The organism is Enterobacter sp. EGD-HP1, assembly GCF_000733275.2.
GTDB lineage: Bacteria > Pseudomonadota > Gammaproteobacteria > Enterobacterales > Enterobacteriaceae > Enterobacter.
Genome location: NZ_AVOP01000010.1, coordinates 1 through 16,121, shown reverse-complemented (window position 1 = coordinate 16,121; position 16,121 = coordinate 1). Strand labels below are relative to the sequence as shown.

Annotated in this window: 17 protein-coding genes; 14 read left to right on the top strand and 3 right to left on the bottom strand. The window is 55.4% G+C overall.

All coding sequences use genetic code 11. The features are described from left to right. Window positions 1-67 precede the first annotated feature (67 nt). From uhpA to N037_RS08330, 5 genes are all read left to right on the top strand, one after another. Window positions 68-661 carry a transcriptional regulator UhpA gene (uhpA, locus tag N037_RS08350; protein ID WP_014881931.1) on the top strand — a complete coding sequence of 198 codons (594 nt, stop codon included), beginning with the start codon at window positions 68-70 and terminating at the stop codon, window positions 659-661. Further along, window positions 658-2,163 (top strand): signal transduction histidine-protein kinase/phosphatase UhpB, encoded by a 1,506-nt coding sequence (uhpB, locus tag N037_RS08345; RefSeq protein ID WP_023333955.1) that lies wholly within the window; start codon window positions 658-660, stop codon window positions 2,161-2,163. The genes uhpA and uhpB overlap by 4 nt, the downstream gene beginning before the upstream one ends. Then, the gene (locus N037_RS08340; protein ID WP_032640266.1) at window positions 2,156-3,475 is read left to right on the top strand and encodes an MFS transporter; all 1,320 of its coding nucleotides are present in this window, start codon (window positions 2,156-2,158) and stop codon (window positions 3,473-3,475) included. The genes uhpB and N037_RS08340 overlap by 8 nt, the downstream gene beginning before the upstream one ends. A 132-nt stretch (window positions 3,476-3,607) precedes the next feature. Next, entirely contained in the window at window positions 3,608-4,999 is a 1,392-nt protein-coding gene (gene uhpT, locus N037_RS08335) for a hexose-6-phosphate:phosphate antiporter (RefSeq protein WP_023333957.1), read from the top strand. A 178-nt stretch (window positions 5,000-5,177) separates the two neighbouring features. Beyond that, a complete protein-coding gene (locus N037_RS08330; protein WP_021242696.1) occupies window positions 5,178-5,630 on the top strand; it encodes a DUF1198 domain-containing protein in 453 nt (150 codons plus the stop codon). On the opposite strand, the gene N037_RS08325 is transcribed toward N037_RS08330, so the two are convergent. Further along, on the bottom strand, window positions 5,627-6,547 hold the full coding sequence (locus N037_RS08325; RefSeq protein WP_023333958.1) for a LysR family transcriptional regulator: 921 nt from the start codon (window positions 6,545-6,547) through the stop codon (window positions 5,627-5,629). The two genes, N037_RS08330 and N037_RS08325, sit on opposite strands and share 4 nt — an antisense overlap. Before the next feature lie 187 nt (window positions 6,548-6,734). Between N037_RS08325 and N037_RS08320 the strand changes: the two genes are divergently transcribed. From N037_RS08320 to N037_RS08285, 8 genes are read left to right on the top strand one after another with little or no spacing between them, the layout of a single operon-like run. Beyond that, the gene (locus tag N037_RS08320) at window positions 6,735-7,346 is read left to right on the top strand and encodes a hypothetical protein (RefSeq protein ID WP_032640257.1); all 612 of its coding nucleotides are present in this window, start codon (window positions 6,735-6,737) and stop codon (window positions 7,344-7,346) included. A 10-nt stretch (window positions 7,347-7,356) separates the two neighbouring features. Next, window positions 7,357-8,133, top strand: coding sequence for an AfsA-related hotdog domain-containing protein (locus N037_RS08315; protein WP_023333960.1), 777 nt, complete (start codon window positions 7,357-7,359; stop codon window positions 8,131-8,133). After that, window positions 8,126-8,959, top strand: a complete 834-nt coding sequence (locus tag N037_RS08310) for a hypothetical protein (protein WP_023333961.1) — start codon at window positions 8,126-8,128, stop codon at window positions 8,957-8,959. Before N037_RS08315 ends, N037_RS08310 begins: the two co-directional genes overlap by 8 nt. Window positions 8,960-8,966: 7 nt before the next feature. Next, window positions 8,967-9,191, top strand: a complete 225-nt coding sequence (locus tag N037_RS08305; RefSeq protein ID WP_023333962.1) for a 2-hydroxymuconate tautomerase — start codon at window positions 8,967-8,969, stop codon at window positions 9,189-9,191. Between the two features lie 3 nt (window positions 9,192-9,194). Further along, the gene (locus N037_RS08300) at window positions 9,195-9,845 is read left to right on the top strand and encodes an HAD family hydrolase (RefSeq protein WP_023333963.1); all 651 of its coding nucleotides are present in this window, start codon (window positions 9,195-9,197) and stop codon (window positions 9,843-9,845) included. Window positions 9,846-9,866: 21 nt separating this feature from the next. Beyond that, on the top strand, window positions 9,867-11,087 hold the full coding sequence (locus tag N037_RS08295) for an MFS transporter (RefSeq protein WP_023333964.1): 1,221 nt from the start codon (window positions 9,867-9,869) through the stop codon (window positions 11,085-11,087). Continuing rightward, complete coding sequence (locus N037_RS08290; protein ID WP_023333965.1) at window positions 11,074-11,487, top strand: carboxymuconolactone decarboxylase family protein; 414 nt, start codon at window positions 11,074-11,076, stop codon at window positions 11,485-11,487. The genes N037_RS08295 and N037_RS08290 overlap by 14 nt, the downstream gene beginning before the upstream one ends. Beyond that, on the top strand, window positions 11,484-12,659 hold the full coding sequence (locus N037_RS08285) for an acetyl-CoA C-acetyltransferase (protein ID WP_023333966.1): 1,176 nt from the start codon (window positions 11,484-11,486) through the stop codon (window positions 12,657-12,659). Before N037_RS08290 ends, N037_RS08285 begins: the two co-directional genes overlap by 4 nt. A 66-nt stretch (window positions 12,660-12,725) precedes the next feature. On the opposite strand, the gene N037_RS08280 is transcribed toward N037_RS08285, so the two are convergent. Beyond that, complete coding sequence (locus N037_RS08280; protein WP_023333967.1) at window positions 12,726-13,724, bottom strand: aldo/keto reductase; 999 nt, start codon at window positions 13,722-13,724, stop codon at window positions 12,726-12,728. A gap of 207 nt (window positions 13,725-13,931) precedes the next feature. Here N037_RS08280 and nepI point away from each other — a divergent pair, with 207 nt between their 5' ends. Further along, window positions 13,932-15,122: a purine ribonucleoside efflux pump NepI gene (gene nepI / locus N037_RS08275; protein WP_032640253.1), complete on the top strand. Its 1,191-nt coding sequence runs from the start codon at window positions 13,932-13,934 to the stop codon at window positions 15,120-15,122. A gap of 48 nt (window positions 15,123-15,170) precedes the next feature. Here nepI and N037_RS08270 read toward each other — a convergent pair whose 3' ends face one another. Then, window positions 15,171-16,076 (bottom strand): DMT family transporter, encoded by a 906-nt coding sequence (locus N037_RS08270; protein WP_032640251.1) that lies wholly within the window; start codon window positions 16,074-16,076, stop codon window positions 15,171-15,173. Window positions 16,077-16,121: the final 45 nt, after the last annotated feature.

Below are 16,121 nucleotides of genomic sequence, written 5' to 3'. Positions count from 1 at the left end.
CTTTACACGTAGGCCGGATAAGGCGTTTACGCCGCCATCCGGCGTGTTCACGCATCAGGATCAACCCATGACCACCATCGCTCTCATCGACGACCACCTTATCGTCCGCTCCGGCTTTGCCCAGCTTCTGAACCTCGAACCGGATTTTCAGGTCGTGGCCGAGTTTGGCTCCGGTCGCGAGGCGCTGGCGGGCCTGCCGGGGCGCGGAGTGCAGGTCTGTATCTGCGACATCTCGATGCCGGATCTCTCCGGACTGGAGCTGCTAAGCCAGCTGCCGAAAGGGATGGCGACGATTATGCTGTCGGTTCACGATAGCCCGGCGCTGGTCGAGCAGGCGCTCAACGCGGGCGCGCGCGGTTTCCTCTCTAAACGCTGTAGCCCGGACGAGCTGATCGCCGCCGTCCGCACCGTTTCCACCGGCGGCTGCTATCTGACGCCGGATATCGCCATCAAGCTGGCGGCCGGACGTCAGGATCCGCTCACCAAACGCGAGCGTCAGGTTGCAGAAAAACTCGCGCAGGGAATGTCGGTAAAAGAGATTGCCGCCGAGCTGGATCTGTCCCCGAAAACCGTACACGTTCATCGCGCCAACCTGATGGAAAAACTTAACGTCAGCAACGACGTCGAGCTGGCGCGCCGCATGTTCGACAGCTGGCAATGAGTTCCGCTTTTTCACGGCTGATCGCCGTTGTCGCCAGCTTTTTTATCTTCTCCGCCGCCTGGTTCTGCCTGTGGAGCATCAGCCTGCACCTGGTGGAACGCCCGGAGCTGGCGGTGCTGCTGTTTCCCTTCGGCCTGCGTCTGGGCTTAATGCTCCAGTGCCCGCGAGGCTACTGGCCGGTTTTGCTCGGCGCAGAGTGGCTGATGCTGGTCTGGCTGGCGCAGGAAGTGGCCCTGGCGCACCTGCCCTTATTGATGACCGGAAGCCTGCTCACGCTTCTCCCGGTTGCGCTGATTTCCCGCTACCGTCACCAGCGCGACTGGCGCACGCTGCTGCGGCAGGGGGCGGCGCTGATTGCCGCCGCGCTGCTGCAGTCGCTTCCGTGGGTCGGCGAGAAGGAGATGCTCAACGCCCTGCTGCTGACCCTCACCGGCGGCCTGACGCTGGCCCCGACCTGTCTCGTGATCTGGCACTACCTCACCAGCACCGTCTGGCAGCCGCTTGGCCCGGCGCTGGTTTCCCAACCGGTGAACTGGCGCGCCCGGCACCTCATCTGGTATCTGCTGCTGTTTGTGGTGAGCCTGTGGCTACAGCTTGGCCTGCCCGCAGAGCTTTCACGCTTCACGCCGTTTTGTCTGGCGCTTCCAATCATCGCCCTTGCCTGGCACTACGGCTGGCAGGGGGCGCTGATCGCCACGCTGATGAACGCCATCGCGCTGATCGCCAGCCAGACCTGGCACGATCATCCTGTGGATTTACTGCTTTCCCTGCTGGCCCAGAGCCTGACCGGGCTGCTTCTCGGCGCGGGCATTCAGCGCCTGCGCGAGCTGAACCAGTCCCTGCAGACCGAGCTGGCGCGCAACCGCCGTCTGGCGGAGCGTCTGCTGGAAACCGAAGAGAGCGTGCGGCAGGAAGTCGCCCGCGAGCTGCACGACGATATCGGCCAGACCATCACCGCGATCCGCACCCAGGCGGGCATTGTCCAGCGTCTGGCGGCAGAAAACGCGGGCGTTAAGCAGGGCGGGGCGCATATCGAACAGCTTTCGCTGGGCGTCTATGACTCCGTTCGCCGCCTGTTAGGACGGCTGCGCCCGCGGCAGCTCGACGACCTGTCGCTTGAGCAGGCGGTGCGTTCCCTGATGCGTGAGATGGAACTGGAAAGCCGCGGCATTGTTAGCCATCTCGACTGGCGCATTAACGAGCCTGCGCTGAGCGAAGGCCAGCGCGTGACGCTGTTTCGCGTCTGTCAGGAAGGGCTGAACAATATCGTCAAACACGCCAGCGCCAGCGCGGTCACGATCCAGGGCTGGCAGCAGGACGACAGCCTCAAGCTGGTGATTGAAGACGACGGCTGCGGCCTGCCGCCGGGCTCCGGGCAGCAGGGCTTTGGCCTGGCTGGCATGCGCGAGCGCGTGAAGGCGCTGGGCGGCACGCTGAACATCTCCTGCACCCACGGGACGCGCGTCAGCGTCAGCCTGCCGCTAAGGAGCCACCATGTTTAAAACCCCCGTGAACGCCGCGCCGATAGGCAATAAAGCGGAAATCGACGCCCGCTACCGCTACTGGCGTCGCCATATCCTGATTACCATCTGGCTCGGCTACGCGCTGTTCTACTTCACCCGCAAAAGCTTCAACGCCGCCGCGCCGGAAATCCTCGCCAGCGGCGTGATGACGCGTACCGATATCGGCCTGCTGGCGACGCTGTTTTACATCACCTACGGCCTGTCGAAGTTCGTCTCCGGCATCGTCAGCGACCGCTCCAACGCCCGCTATTTCATGGGCGTTGGGCTGATCGCCACCGGCGTGGTGAACATTCTGTTTGGCTTCTCGACGTCGCTTTGGGCCTTTGCCCTGCTGTGGGCGCTGAACGCCTTTTTCCAGGGCTGGGGGGCGCCGGTCTGCGCCCGCCTGCTCACCGCCTGGTATTCGCGCAACGAGCGCGGCGGCTGGTGGGCAATCTGGAATACCGCGCATAACGTCGGCGGGGCGCTGATCCCGATGGTGGTGGGGGCGGCAGCGCTGCACTACGGCTGGCGCGCGGGGATGATGATTGCCGGTGGCCTCGCGATTGTCGCCGGGCTGTTCCTCTGCTGGCGCCTGCGCGACAGGCCGCAAACCGTCGGCCTGCCTCCGGTGGGCGACTGGCGGCACGACGAGATGGAGATTGCCCAGCAGCAGGAAGGCGCGGGGCTGACCCGCAGGGAGATCCTCACCAAATACGTGCTGAAAAACCCGTACATCTGGCTGCTGTCGCTCTGCTACGTGCTGGTCTACGTGGTGCGCGCGGCCATCAACGACTGGGGCAATCTGTACATGTCCGAGACGCTCGGCGTGGACCTGGTGACCGCCAACTCAGCGGTGACGATGTTTGAGCTGGGCGGGTTTATCGGCGCGCTGGTGGCGGGCTGGGGGTCGGACAAACTGTTCAACGGCAACCGTGGCCCAATGAACCTGATTTTCGCCGCCGGGATTTTGCTCTCCGTCGGCTCGCTGTGGCTGATGCCGTTCGCCAGCTACGTGATGCAGGCGGCGTGCTTCTTCACCATCGGCTTCTTCGTATTTGGCCCGCAGATGCTGATCGGCATGGCGGCGGCGGAGTGTTCCCACAAAGAGGCGGCTGGCGCGGCGACGGGCTTTGTCGGGCTGTTTGCCTACCTCGGCGCGTCGCTCTCCGGCTGGCCGCTGGCACGGGTGATCGACGTCTGGCACTGGAGCGGGTTCTTCGCGGTGATCGCCATCGCGGCGGGGATTTCCGCCCTGCTGCTGCTGCCGTTTTTGCACGCGCAGGCCCCGCGCGAGGTGAGTGAAGCGTGATGCGTCTCACCTTTTCACCCCGAATGGCGCAAAACTAGGAAATTTTCCCGGTTTTACCTGGACGCTGTCTCAGGCATCTCTCCCGGCTGATTTTTACAATGCTGCAAAAATCAGCTCAGGAGTAACTCAGTCATGCTGGCCTTCTTAAATCAGGTGCGCAAGCCGACCCTGGATCTGCCGCTCGACGTGCGGCGCAAGATGTGGTTCAAACCGTTCATGCAGTCTTATCTGGTGGTCTTCATCGGCTACCTGACCATGTACCTGATCCGCAAAAACTTCAACATCGCGCAGAACGACATGATCTCAACCTACGGGCTGAGCATGACGCAGCTGGGGATGATTGGCCTGGGCTTCTCCATCACCTACGGCGTGGGGAAAACCGTCGTTTCCTACTACGCGGACGGCAAAAACACCAAGCAGTTCCTGCCGTTTATGCTGATCCTCTCCGCCATCTGTATGCTCGGCTTCAGCGCCAGCATGGGCGCGGGCTCCGTCAGCCTGTTCATGATGATCGCCTTCTACGCCCTGAGCGGTTTCTTCCAGAGCACCGGCGGGTCGTGCAGCTACTCCACCATCACCAAATGGACCCCGCGCCGCAAGCGTGGTTCCTACCTCGGCATGTGGAACATCTCCCACAACCTCGGCGGGGCGGGTGCGGCTGGCGTGGCGCTGTTCGGCGCAAACTACCTGTTCGACGGCCACGTGATCGGGATGTTTATCTTCCCGTCGATTATCGCCCTGATTGTCGGCTTTATCGGCCTGCGCTACGGCAGCGACTCCCCGGAGTCTTACGGCCTCGGCAAAGCCGAAGAGCTGTTCGGGGAGGAGATCAGCGAAGAGGACAAAGAGACCGAAGAAAACGAGATGTCCAAATGGCAGATCTTTGTTGAGTACGTGCTGAAAAACAAAGTGATCTGGCTGCTGTGCTTCTCAAACATCTTCCTCTACGTGGTGCGTATCGGCATCGACCAGTGGTCGACCGTGTATGCCTTCCAGGAGCTGAAGCTTTCTAAAGAAGTGGCGATTCAGGGCTTCACCCTGTTCGAAGTGGGCGCGCTGGTCGGCACGCTGCTGTGGGGCTGGCTCTCTGACCTCGCCAACGGCCGTCGTGCGCTGGTGGCCTGCGTCGCGCTGGCGCTGATTATCGCCACCCTCGGCGTCTACCAGCACGCCAGCAACCAGTACGTTTATCTGGCGTCCCTGTTCGCGCTCGGCTTCCTGGTGTTTGGTCCGCAATTACTGATCGGCGTGGCGGCAGTGGGCTTCGTCCCGAAAAAAGCGATCGGCGCCGCCGATGGGATTAAAGGCACCTTCGCCTACCTGATCGGCGACAGCTTCGCCAAGCTCGGCTTAGGTATGATTGCCGACGGCACGCCGATTTTCGGCCTCACCGGCTGGGCGGGCACCTTCGCGGCGCTGGATGCGGCAGCGATTGGCTGTATCGTCCTGATGGCGATGGTTGCGGTGCTGGAAGAACGTAAAATTCGCCGTGAGAATCGTGCGCAGAAATTAAAAACAGCCTGAGTGTGCAGGTAACTTCTTTGCCCGGTGTGTGATGCCGGGCTTTTTTACATTTTCGCCGACGGCGTTAATTCCTCCTCTCCCAATTCTTCAACATCTTTTCCGTTCACTATTATGGTCCTGCCCGCTGTTGAGGCGCTGCGTTTCCCGCTATGATGAGCGGCTATTCATAGGAGAACGCATGGTCTGGATAATGCTGGCAACGCTTGCCGTGGTGTTTGTGGTGGGATTTCGCGTCCTGACCTCAGATTCCCGCCGCGCCATCAAACGCTTGAGCGAACGGCTGGGGATCACCCCGATGCCGGTTGAGTCGATGATCGACCAGTTCGGAAAAACGCCGGGCAATGAGTTTATCCGCTACCTTGAGCGGCCGGACGAGGCGCATTTGCAAAACGCCGCGCAGGTGCTGCTTATCTGGCAGGTCTGCATCGTTGACGGTAGCGAAGAGAACCTGCACGCCTGGCACCGCATGCTGCGTAAAGCCCGCCTGGCAGCACCCATTACCGATGCGCAAATTCGTCTGGCGCTTGGCTTTATGCGCGAGATGGAGCCCGATCCGCAGGAGCTGAATGCCTTCCAGCTACGCTACAACCAGCTTTTCCTGCCGGAAGAGGGTGTGTTTTATCTGCATTAAGGCATTTTCCCGCATAACACATTCTGAGCGTTCAGAATCTCCTCTCTATTTTCATTGAGGCGGGTGGCGGCATAGATATCTATGTTTAACCTTTTTGCCTCCGCGTCCGTGAGTTCACGGTAGCAAAGTCCTTCCTGATTAAAGGTGCATTTCGACTGCGGCAGCAGGGCAAATCCTTTCCCTCTTGCGATACGGCTCAGCATCACGAGGGTATCATCCGGCTCTTTTATCCGCTTCAGCGGCGTTTTCAGCGTATCAAAGTAGCTTTCGCATTTGTCATAGAATGACGGGTTAGCGCTTCGCGAAAACCAAAAAATCGGGAGATCGCTAATGTCTTCCAGCGCGACTTTCTCTTTCAGGCTGGCAGGATGCAAAGAGGGCATTGCGATGAGCAACGGCTCCTGGCAGACCCAGCGGTATTGAACAATGTCTTCATGACCCGTTCCTTTTTCACCGGTCAGCACCAGGTCCAGCATATTTTTAGACAAGCTTTGCAGCAGTTGCGCTGACGTCAGATCCGGCGTTTCGACATCATCTCCCGCGTTCATTTTTTGAAGCTGGGTGTTCACGGGTTCAATATATTCAAAATTAAGCGTTCGCGTGAGTCCGATACGCAGGCTCGTTTCAGAAGAGAGAGGATCTTCTTTTAGATTGCTGATGTCTTTCAGTATTTTTTCTGCCTGAACAACCAGCGCACGACCTGCTTCAGTGAGGCTAACGTCATGCGTGCTGCGGCTGAACAACTGACGTTTCAGAACCGCTTCCAGGCACTTTATCTGGCGCGTCAATGGCGGTTGAGTCATGCGTAGACGTTCGGCAGCCTTACGGAAATTCAGTTCATGTGCAACAGCAAGAAAGCATTGTAATTGTTTGATACTTGGCAGGTTATTGCTGATTAAATGTTCTGCTGTGGCCATACGTGAGTCCTGAATGCGAAAAGGTATTTAGTCTTTTTTCGATTTCGATATTACACGCTAAATGCGGGCAGCAAAACCGGTTTTAACAGTAATACCAAAAATATATTACAAATTTAACAATTCCAATTGTTTCCTGTATTGATAAATTTCTATGCGAATCCTCACTCAATCAATATTCGGAGTAATTATGTCGTCTAAATATGTACTGGTATCACGCTTCCCATTAAAAAATACTTTTTCTGAAAAAGAATTCACTTCATTAAAAAGCAATGAAAACGTTCGCTACTATTCCTGTGAAGAAAACGGCATTAATGAATTGCTGGAGCTGCGCGCGTTCAATGACATTAAAGAAATTGCGTGGGTTGAGAGTGAAATGGAATCTATGTTCCATCGTTTCTCGGATGTTCTTTCTGCCGATATTCGTCGCGAATTACTTAAATTTGTTGAATCCCCGATCGATAATAAAAAGCACTTACCAGAATCAAATTATATCCAGCTTCGTCACGTTGAAGTGCCTGCGCATAACTATCAGCAGTACCGTCAGTGGCGCGATGAAACCATTTTTAATGTGGTAAGAGATAACAAAGATAAGATTGAAAGTTTCGAAGCATTTCATTCTCTGATCAGCGGCGTTCCGGGCGTAATGTTTATCTCCTCATTCAACGGTGATAAAGCAGCATATAAAGAAGCATTTACCAATGCACGTTACCAGGAAATCATTCAGCAGGCCGGCGACAACTTTATCACTGGCGGCAATGACGGCCTTTATACGCGCATCTACCGTGCTTGCTGTTGTTGAGGAACACTGAATGAACTGTAAAAAGTTGGTTGTTGTTGGCGATAAATTTAATGAATTTGCCAACGGTAAAGATGTATTGACTATATCTCAGCTTGAATTATTGACTCAGATCCCTGCGAATATCATTGATAAAGAACACGAAATTATTGTTGGTCAGGGCGTGCGCAAGGATTTTGCCGGAAAAGTAATTTCAAACCAGGCAAGAAATGCAGTTCATGGTAATAAACTTAAAATGTGCTCTCTGGAAAAACTGGTTAGCGACAAAAAAAATGTACATTGCCATAAAAAGCTGGAGCAGAACGTACTTATAGGGCCTGCGGAACAGATTGAGCATAATCCCGATCGGTATGCTATGCCTTTGTTGATCGACGAGCGTTGCGAATTGATGGCGGATCATCAGACTGGCCAGCATATTCAGGGCATGCTGCTGGTTGAAGCCAGCCGACAGGCCTTTATCGGCGTCACCGAAGAATTTATTTACCAGCAGGAAAGCGGGCGCTATTACGTCATTAATAGCATGGCAATCAATTTTGCCAGTTTCCTGTTCCCTTTACCGGCGCTGGTCCACTTTGAATTTCTGGAAAAAGATATTAATGACCGCCGGGGGCGTTTCAAGGCTCAGGTGCGCGTCACGCAGCACCAAACGCTCTGCGCGACAATGGATGTGTCGTTCACCGTCTATCCTTCCGCCCTGATTACAGAGAAAGAAAAATCGCTGGCTGAGGTTGCCATGCAGGCGACCATCGTTCAGCAGCAAGGGGTGGCTCAGGGGGTAACGCATGCCTGAATTACGTAGCCAGAAATACCGTCTGGCTGCGACCACGCAGGGGCCGCTTTACCCCCCTGCGGAGGTCATGGACGGGAAGGGTAATTTTGTCGTGGTTGGCATGGTGCCCGGGGATAACGGCCTGCAGTGGCGAAGCGTCATTGTCTCACCGGACAGCGCGCTCCCGGCATTTGGGGAAATCGCACCCTATAACATTCTGTGTGATATAGAAAAAATGCCTCAGGATGCCTTGAAGGAGATCATTCTTCATACGCTTCCTTTACCCATTCCGATGAACAACTATCGGATGATTTTCGCACCGGAACAGCGGCCGCAGGCCAATAATGAAATGCGGCCGAGCGTGCCGCTTCATGACGGCTATATCGCGGATTATCGCAGCAGCGATGGAAAGCGAGACATCCAGCCTGTCACCCTCGCAGCCTGGCTGGAGGCAGAGGGCATTTTTGACGTCACGTTGTCCGAAGATAAAAAACGAGCGCGGTTCACGTTTTCGTTCCGGAGTCTTGTTCCGGATAGCGTTTATACCGTGATGAGTCTCAGGGAAAACGATTTAGCCTCTGAGGCGCCGAGCAGGCCTGGCCCGCTCGGCATACCCAACGTATTTATAACCGATAGCGAAGGTAATGCCGAATATTGGGCTGAGTTAACCGATCCTTTTCCGGCGCCGGAGAGGAAAGGAAACAGAATTATTAACGTGGTCGTACTTTATATGAGCTCGCGCCAGAGCTACGGCGGTGCAATTGGTTTTTACGGTCTTGGAGGCGATATCCATGCCCATTTAAAACTTAAAGGCCGTTCCTTCGATGAATTTACAACTATAGAGTGAGAAAAATATGCCGTTTGTTCATGTGATGACCTGGCCGACGAAAGATGAAAATCAAATCATCAGGCTTCAGGAAGATATTACGTTTGCCGTACACAAAAATACAGGTGCACCGCTGGATAAAATCTCCGTGGTGGTTTCTGAAATTTCGCCTTCCCGCTGGGCGGATGCAGGTGTGTCTGGTACGGATAAAGATTTCCCGGTTAAGAGCCGAAGAAAAAACTACGAGGAATAGGCTTTGCGTAAACACGCCGCATTTTTTGACGTTGATGAGACGCTTATAAATATTAAAAGTATGTTTGATTTCTATGATTTCTGGTGCAGGGAAAATAATCAACTCGATCGTCTTCAACGCTTTATGTCTCGCTTTCGCGCAGACGTAAAAAACGGTGTACCAAGGGAGACGCTGAACCGAGAGTACTATCGCCAGTTTAAAGGTGTATCTTGTCGTTATCTGGACGAAATGGGCGAGGAATGGTTCAGGCGTAAACTGGAAAACGTGTTTTTTATTGAGAGTGCCGTTGCAGCACTTAAAAAACATCAGAGTCAGAACATGTACACCGTATTTATATCGGGCTCTATGCTTCCGATTCTTTCACCCATTGCGAAATACCTTGGGGTAACGGATGTACTCTGTGCACCGGTCATAATAAATGAAGCAGGTGAGTTAACGGGTGAAATCGGCCTGCCGCAAACCATTGGCGCGGGTAAAAAAGATGCGCTTATAACGTTTTGCCGGGATAAGGAGATTAACCCGGCGGATTGTTATGCCTACGGTGACGATGTTTCGGATATTCCAATGCTCGAAGCTATCGGGCATCCCGTGTGTGTGGGAGAGCATTCTGCGCTTACCAGATATGCAACGGAAAAAAATTGGCACATTATTTAAACCATCATTGAGGTAAGTAGTATGACTTCAGAACTCTCTTTGCAAAATATGACGTTAAGGTCATGGCTTGCTTTATTCATTCTGGCTATTTCAACGTTTACTATTGTCACTACTGAACTGGCGCCCGTCGGATTATTAACGCCAATCGCAGAGGGGCTACAGTCTTCAGAATCCGCGGTGGGCATGACCGTGTCGCTTTATGCCTGGGTGGGGGCGTTGAGTGCGCTGTTTGCCTCCGTTTTTTTAGGCAATGTGGCCAAGAAGCGGCTTTTACTCGTGCTCACCGTGGTGCTTCTGATCTCCAACATCATGGCCGCGACGGTAAACACCTACAGCATGCTGCTTAGCGCCCGAGTGCTGGGTGCGCTTGCTCACGGTGCATTCTGGGCGATGATCGGCGCAACGGCGGTTGCTATCGTTCCTGCCAGATATATTGGGGCGGCGACGTCAATCGTATTTGGTGGCGTCTCTGCAGCAAGCGTTTTTGGCGTGCCGGTATCCAACTACATTGGTATTCACTTCGGCTGGCGGCAGGCATTTTGGCTGATGGCCGCGCTGAGCGTAATTGCCTTTGTGGGTATTAGCGTGCTTGTTCCCCAGATCACCAGCAAAAGTGCGCTAGGCCTGGATGCGCTTAAAGGCGTGCTGAAATCATCTACCTTGTGGAAAATTTACTCCGCTACCCTGCTGGCCGTTACGGCCCACTTTGCCGCCTTTACGTACATTGAACCCTGGCTACACACGCAGAGTTTACTGTCCACCGCGTTTATTCCCGCTGTACTTTTTGTTTACGGCATCGCGGGTCTTGCCGGTAATTTTCTGACCGGCGTGTTGATTGATAAGTATCTCAAGCTGACGGTCTCTTTGTCTGTACTGCTGATCTGTGCAGTGCTGCTGTTCCTGGGCCTGTCAGGTGCTTCGCTCTCTGCTGCGCTGATATTTATCAGCATGATTGTCTGGGGCGTTGCCGTGTCAGGAATATTTGTCGGCTTCCAGACCTGGGTTTTACGTATGGCTGAGGATAAAGCTTTCCCGGCCTCCGCAATCTACGTTTCGTTTTTCAATACCGCCATTGGTATCGGCGCGTCGGTCGGTGCCTGGATGGTTTCAGCATTTTCAATGCCGCTTCTGTATATCGTCGCCGGCACGGCCATCGGCCTGTCCGTTCTGCTTGTTGCGGTTATTCCTGCAACGTTGACCGCAAAACAGTCCCCTCTGGAGAAGTCTTATGAGTCAAATTAATGACCGCACGCGCTACGGCAGAGAAATTATGGACCGTCTTGAAGCGGGACTTGCGGATAAAGTCACCCGCCGCCTGAGCGAGCTGGACCCGGGGCTGCCCGCCCTGATTACCGACTATGCGTTCGGGGATGTGGTGGGGCGTCCGGGACTGGATCTCAAAACGCGCGAAATGCTGACCGTCGCCTCGCTTGTGACGCTGGGTAATGCCATGCCGCAGCTGGAACTGCATATGAGAGGCGCGCTCAACACAGGCGTGACGCCGGAAGAGCTGCTTGAAATCGTGATACAGATGGCGGTGTATGCTGGCGTTCCCGCCTGTATGAATGGTCTTACTGCATACCGGGCGGCAATGGCCGCGACGGGTCATACCTTGCCAGGACTGAAAGGGGGTGACGCATGAGAGAGGTTGTCATTATAGCAGCCCGCCGCACGGCGACGGGCGCATTTCAGGGCGCACTTGCGGAGCATTCCGCCTCTGACCTGGGAAGCAGGGTCATTCAGGCGCTCCTGAAAGAATCTGGCGTAGAGGCCGGTGATATCTCTCAGGTCATTATGGGGCAGGTACTTACTGCGGGTTGCGGTCAGAATCCGGCCCGGCAGTCGGCCCTGAATGCCGGATTACCGGTGGAAACGCAATGTCTCACAATCAATAAAGTGTGTGGTTCCGGGCTAAAGGCGGTCCATCTGGGCATGCAGGCGCTTCAGACGGGGGAGGCTGAGTTTGTTATCGCCGGCGGTCAGGAGAGTATGTCCAACGCGCCGCATATCGCCATGACGTCACGTAGCGGAACGCGGCTGGGTGATATCACTCTCAAAGATAGCCTGGTTTCTGACGGGCTCTGGGATGCCTTCAACGATTATCATATGGGTATCACCGCTGAGAATGTCGCGACGGAGTTTGGTATCAGCCGCGAAATGCAGGATGAGTATGCCCTTATCTCTCACCACAATGCGCTTGAAGCGCAGGCGCGCGGCATTTTTGAGCGCGAAATTGTTCCGGTTGAGTGGCTGACGCGAAAAGGCGAAACGATTAGCGTGGAAAGGGATGAAGGGCCGCGTGCAACCAGTATTGAAAAATTGACGAAGCTGAGGCCTGTCTTCCGAAAAGAGGGAACGGTGACGGCGGGAAATGCATCATCGCTGAATGACGGTGCCGCTGCGGTACTGCTTTGTACACGTGATACCGCCGAAGCGCGTGGCTTGCCGGTTCTGGCGTCGCTGGGCGCGTTTACCAATTCCGGTATCCAGCCGGCATTAATGGGCGCAGCCCCGATTCAAGCCATTGCCGACTGTCTTTCCCGCTCGGGATGGAAGCCTGAAGATGTCGATCACCTTGAATCGAACGAAGCGTTTGCCGCCCAGGCGCTGGCGGTGATTCAGCGGGCTGGGATTTCCCCGGATCGTATCAATCCTTACGGCGGGGCCATCGCGCTTGGGCATGCGATAGGCGCATCTGGCTGCCGGATTTTGGTGACGCTGGTTCATTCCCTGGTCCGTAACGACGGCAGGCGTGGCGTCGCCGCACTGTGCGTAGGCGGTGGGGAAGGTGTCGCGTTGAGCGTTTATCGCTAACGGCACGGCGTATCTGTAGAAATAAAAAAACCGGGTAAACCCGGTTTTTTATTTCATGATGAGGTATCAGGCGTTCACACCCTTCATTCCCTCTGCAGAATATCGTTCACCTTTAATCTCTATCTTTCGATGAATATCGTTCAGTGATTGAATATCGCTTTTTTCCAGAACAATGTCGGCTGCGTGTGCATTCTCAGCCAGATAACGGGTGTGCTTAGTGCCCGGAATGGGGACCAGCTTATCGTATTGCGCCAGTAACCACGCCAGTGCAATTTGACCTGAAGTGCAACCGTATTTCTGCGCAAGCGGCGTAATCGCATCAAGCAACTGGCGATTATGATCGAGGCTGGACTGAACAAAACGTTCGTTATTCTTGCGGAAATCACCCTCTGCAAAATCACTGTTGTTCAGGTATTTTCCGGTAAGGAAGCCTCTACCGAGAGGTGAGTAAGGCACCAGGCCGATATCCAACTCTTTCACGACCGGCAGAACGGTATCTTCAATGTCACGCGTCCACAGAGAATATTCCGTTTGCAGCGCGGTGACAGGATGGACTTCATGGGCCCGTCGTAGCGTTGACGCTGACACTTCACAAAGACCAATATGGTTAATTTTACCTTCTTTAACGAGCGCACTCAGGCAATCCATGCTTTCTTCGACCGGTGTTTCGTTGCTCACTCTGTGAAGGTAAAAGAGATCGATGCGTTCAACGCCAAGGCGCTTAAGGGATTCGTTACAGCAGCGGATGATATAGTCGGGTGTGTTATTAATGGAGCGGGCATAGGACTCGTCGGGAGAGCGATCGATACCGCACTTCGTGGCAATTTTAAACTGCTCGCGTGTGCTTTTATCCAGCCCGGCAAGAAAGTGACCGATCAGCCTTTCATTGTGACCGCGGCCATACAGATTTGCGGTATCAATGAACGTCACGTTCAGTTCGATGAGCTTATGCAGCACCTCAAGTGATGCATTGTCATTCGTCTGCCCGTAAAATTCACTCAGCCCCATCGCACCAAAGCCAATAGCACTAACACTAAGATTTTGAGATAAGTTACGTGTTTTCATAGTTTCTCCTTTTCAGACGCTATGATTGTTTCACCTCAAATGTGGATACTGAATTTTCATTTTCGTTATGCTGAAAAGGTATCAGTCGATGACGCTCTCCCTCCTGGCTCATTAAAAACGACAAAAGTTGTCAAATCGTTAAATTCGTCACACTTTTGATGATAAACTGCGCGACTTTTCCGCACGTTTTTATCTTCAGGTGACGCCATGACAGAACATATCCAGCCCACGACCAGACCGCAGACCAAAGAGGTTTCTCGCCCCAACTGGTCGGCCGTTTTCGCCGTGGCGTTCTGCGTCGCCTGCCTGATTACCGTTGAGTTTCTGCCAGTGAGCCTGCTGACGCCGATGGCGCAGGATCTGGGGATTTCCGAGGGCGTGGCGGGACAGTCCGTTACCGTCACCGCGTTTGTGGCAATGTTCGCCAGCCTGTTTATTACCCAGGTGATTGGCACCATCGACCGCCGCAAGGTGGTCATCCTGTTCAGCGTGCTGCTGACGCTCTCCTGCCTGCTGGTCTCCTTTGCTGAAAGCTTTACCCTGCTGCTGCTGGGGCGCGCCTGTCTGGGGCTGGGGCTCGGCGGCTTCTGGGCGATGTCCGCTTCGCTGACCATGCGACTGGTGCCCGCGCGCACGGTGCCAAAAGCGCTTTCCGTTATCTTCGGTGCGGTCTCTATCGCGCTGGTGATTGCCGCGCCGCTCGGCAGCTTCCTCGGTGGAATTATCGGCTGGCGTAACGTCTTCAACGCTGCGGCGGTGATGGGCCTGCTCTGCATCATTTGGGTGTGGAAAGCGCTGCCGTCGCTGCCGGGCGAAGCGGCGCACCATAAGCAGAACATGTTCGCGCTGCTGAAGCGCCCCGGCGTGCTGGCGGGGATGACCGCCATCTTTATGTCCTTCGCCGGGCAGTTTGCCTTCTTTACCTATATCCGCCCGGTGTTTATGACCATGGCGGGCTTTGACGTGGACGGCCTGACGCTGGTGCTGCTGAGCTTTGGTATCGCGAGTTTTGTCGGCACCTCGCTGTCGTCCCAGTTCCTGAAACGCTCCCTGAAGGTCGCGCTGGCGGGCGCGCCGCTGGTGCTGGCGGCGAGTGCGGCGGTGCTGGTGCTGTGGGGCAGCGATAAGTGGGTGGCGTCTGCCATTGCGATTATCTGGGGCTTTGCCTTTGCGCTGGTGCCGGTGGGCTGGTCGACGTGGATCACCCGCTCGCTTGCCGATCAGGCGGAAAAAGCCGGGTCGATTCAGGTGGCGGTGATCCAGCTGGCAAACACCTGCGGCGCGGCCATTGGCGGCGTGGCGCTCGACCATCTGGGGCTGACGTCACCGCTGGTGATTTCCGGTACGCTGATGCTGCTGACGGCACTGCTGGTGGCAGGGAAGGTTAAAGCGAAGTAGTGCTTTTCTCCCTCTCCCGTGGGAGAGGGTTGGGGTGAGGGCATCAGGCTACGCCGATGCCTTAACCCTTCTACGCGAATCCATTGAAATCAGCACCACCGACGACACGATCAGCAGCGTCCCCAGCCAGTCCGGCAGGGTAAACGCCACGCCCAGCAAAATCACGGACAGCAACGCGCTGCTCAAGGGTTCGGCGCAGCTCAGGATGCTCGCCTTCGGCCCGCCGATCATCTGCGCACCTTTCAGGTACAGGCTGAACGTCAGCGCGGTGCCGATCACCACCAGGTAGAAAAACGCCAGCAGCAGGCTGCCGTCGATCACGAAGGTGGTCCCGCGTCCGGCGTAGAACGGCGTCAGCATTAACCCGGCAATCAACATGCTCCAGCCCACAATCGGCAGCGTGCCGTAGCGGGCGATCAGCGTCGACGGGTACGTGGTATAAAACGCGGCGGCAAACGCCGAGGCGATGCCGAAGAACAGTGCGGCAGGCGAGATGGAGAGCGACGTCGGATCGCCGTGGGTGACCAGCAGGAAGGTACCGATAAGCGACGTTAAAATGGCCGACAGGACAAACACGCCGGGACGCTTTTTCCGCGCCAGGGCGAACCACGCCACGATGATGGTCGGGGACAGGAACTGCAGCACGGTAGCGGTCGCGGCGTTGGATTTTTCAATCGTCAGCAGGAAGGTGAGCTGCACGGTGAGCGCGCCGACGAGTGAGAAAATCAGCAGGCTGAGGGCGTCTTTGCGATGTTTGATGACCGAGAAAATCTTGTCGCCGTGAACGAAAGAGAGCGTCAGCAGGATCACGCCGGTAAACAGCAGGCGAACCATGGTCAGGTAAGGCGAAGAAATGTGGCTTTTCTCCATGATGTACTGCGCGCAAACGCCGGAACTGCCCCATAAAACGGCGGCGATCAGGACGTTCAGCATCCCTTTACGTGTGGAACCCATTTTCTCCCCTGCTATGTTGGTTTTTTTGTAGCATAACATGGGAGC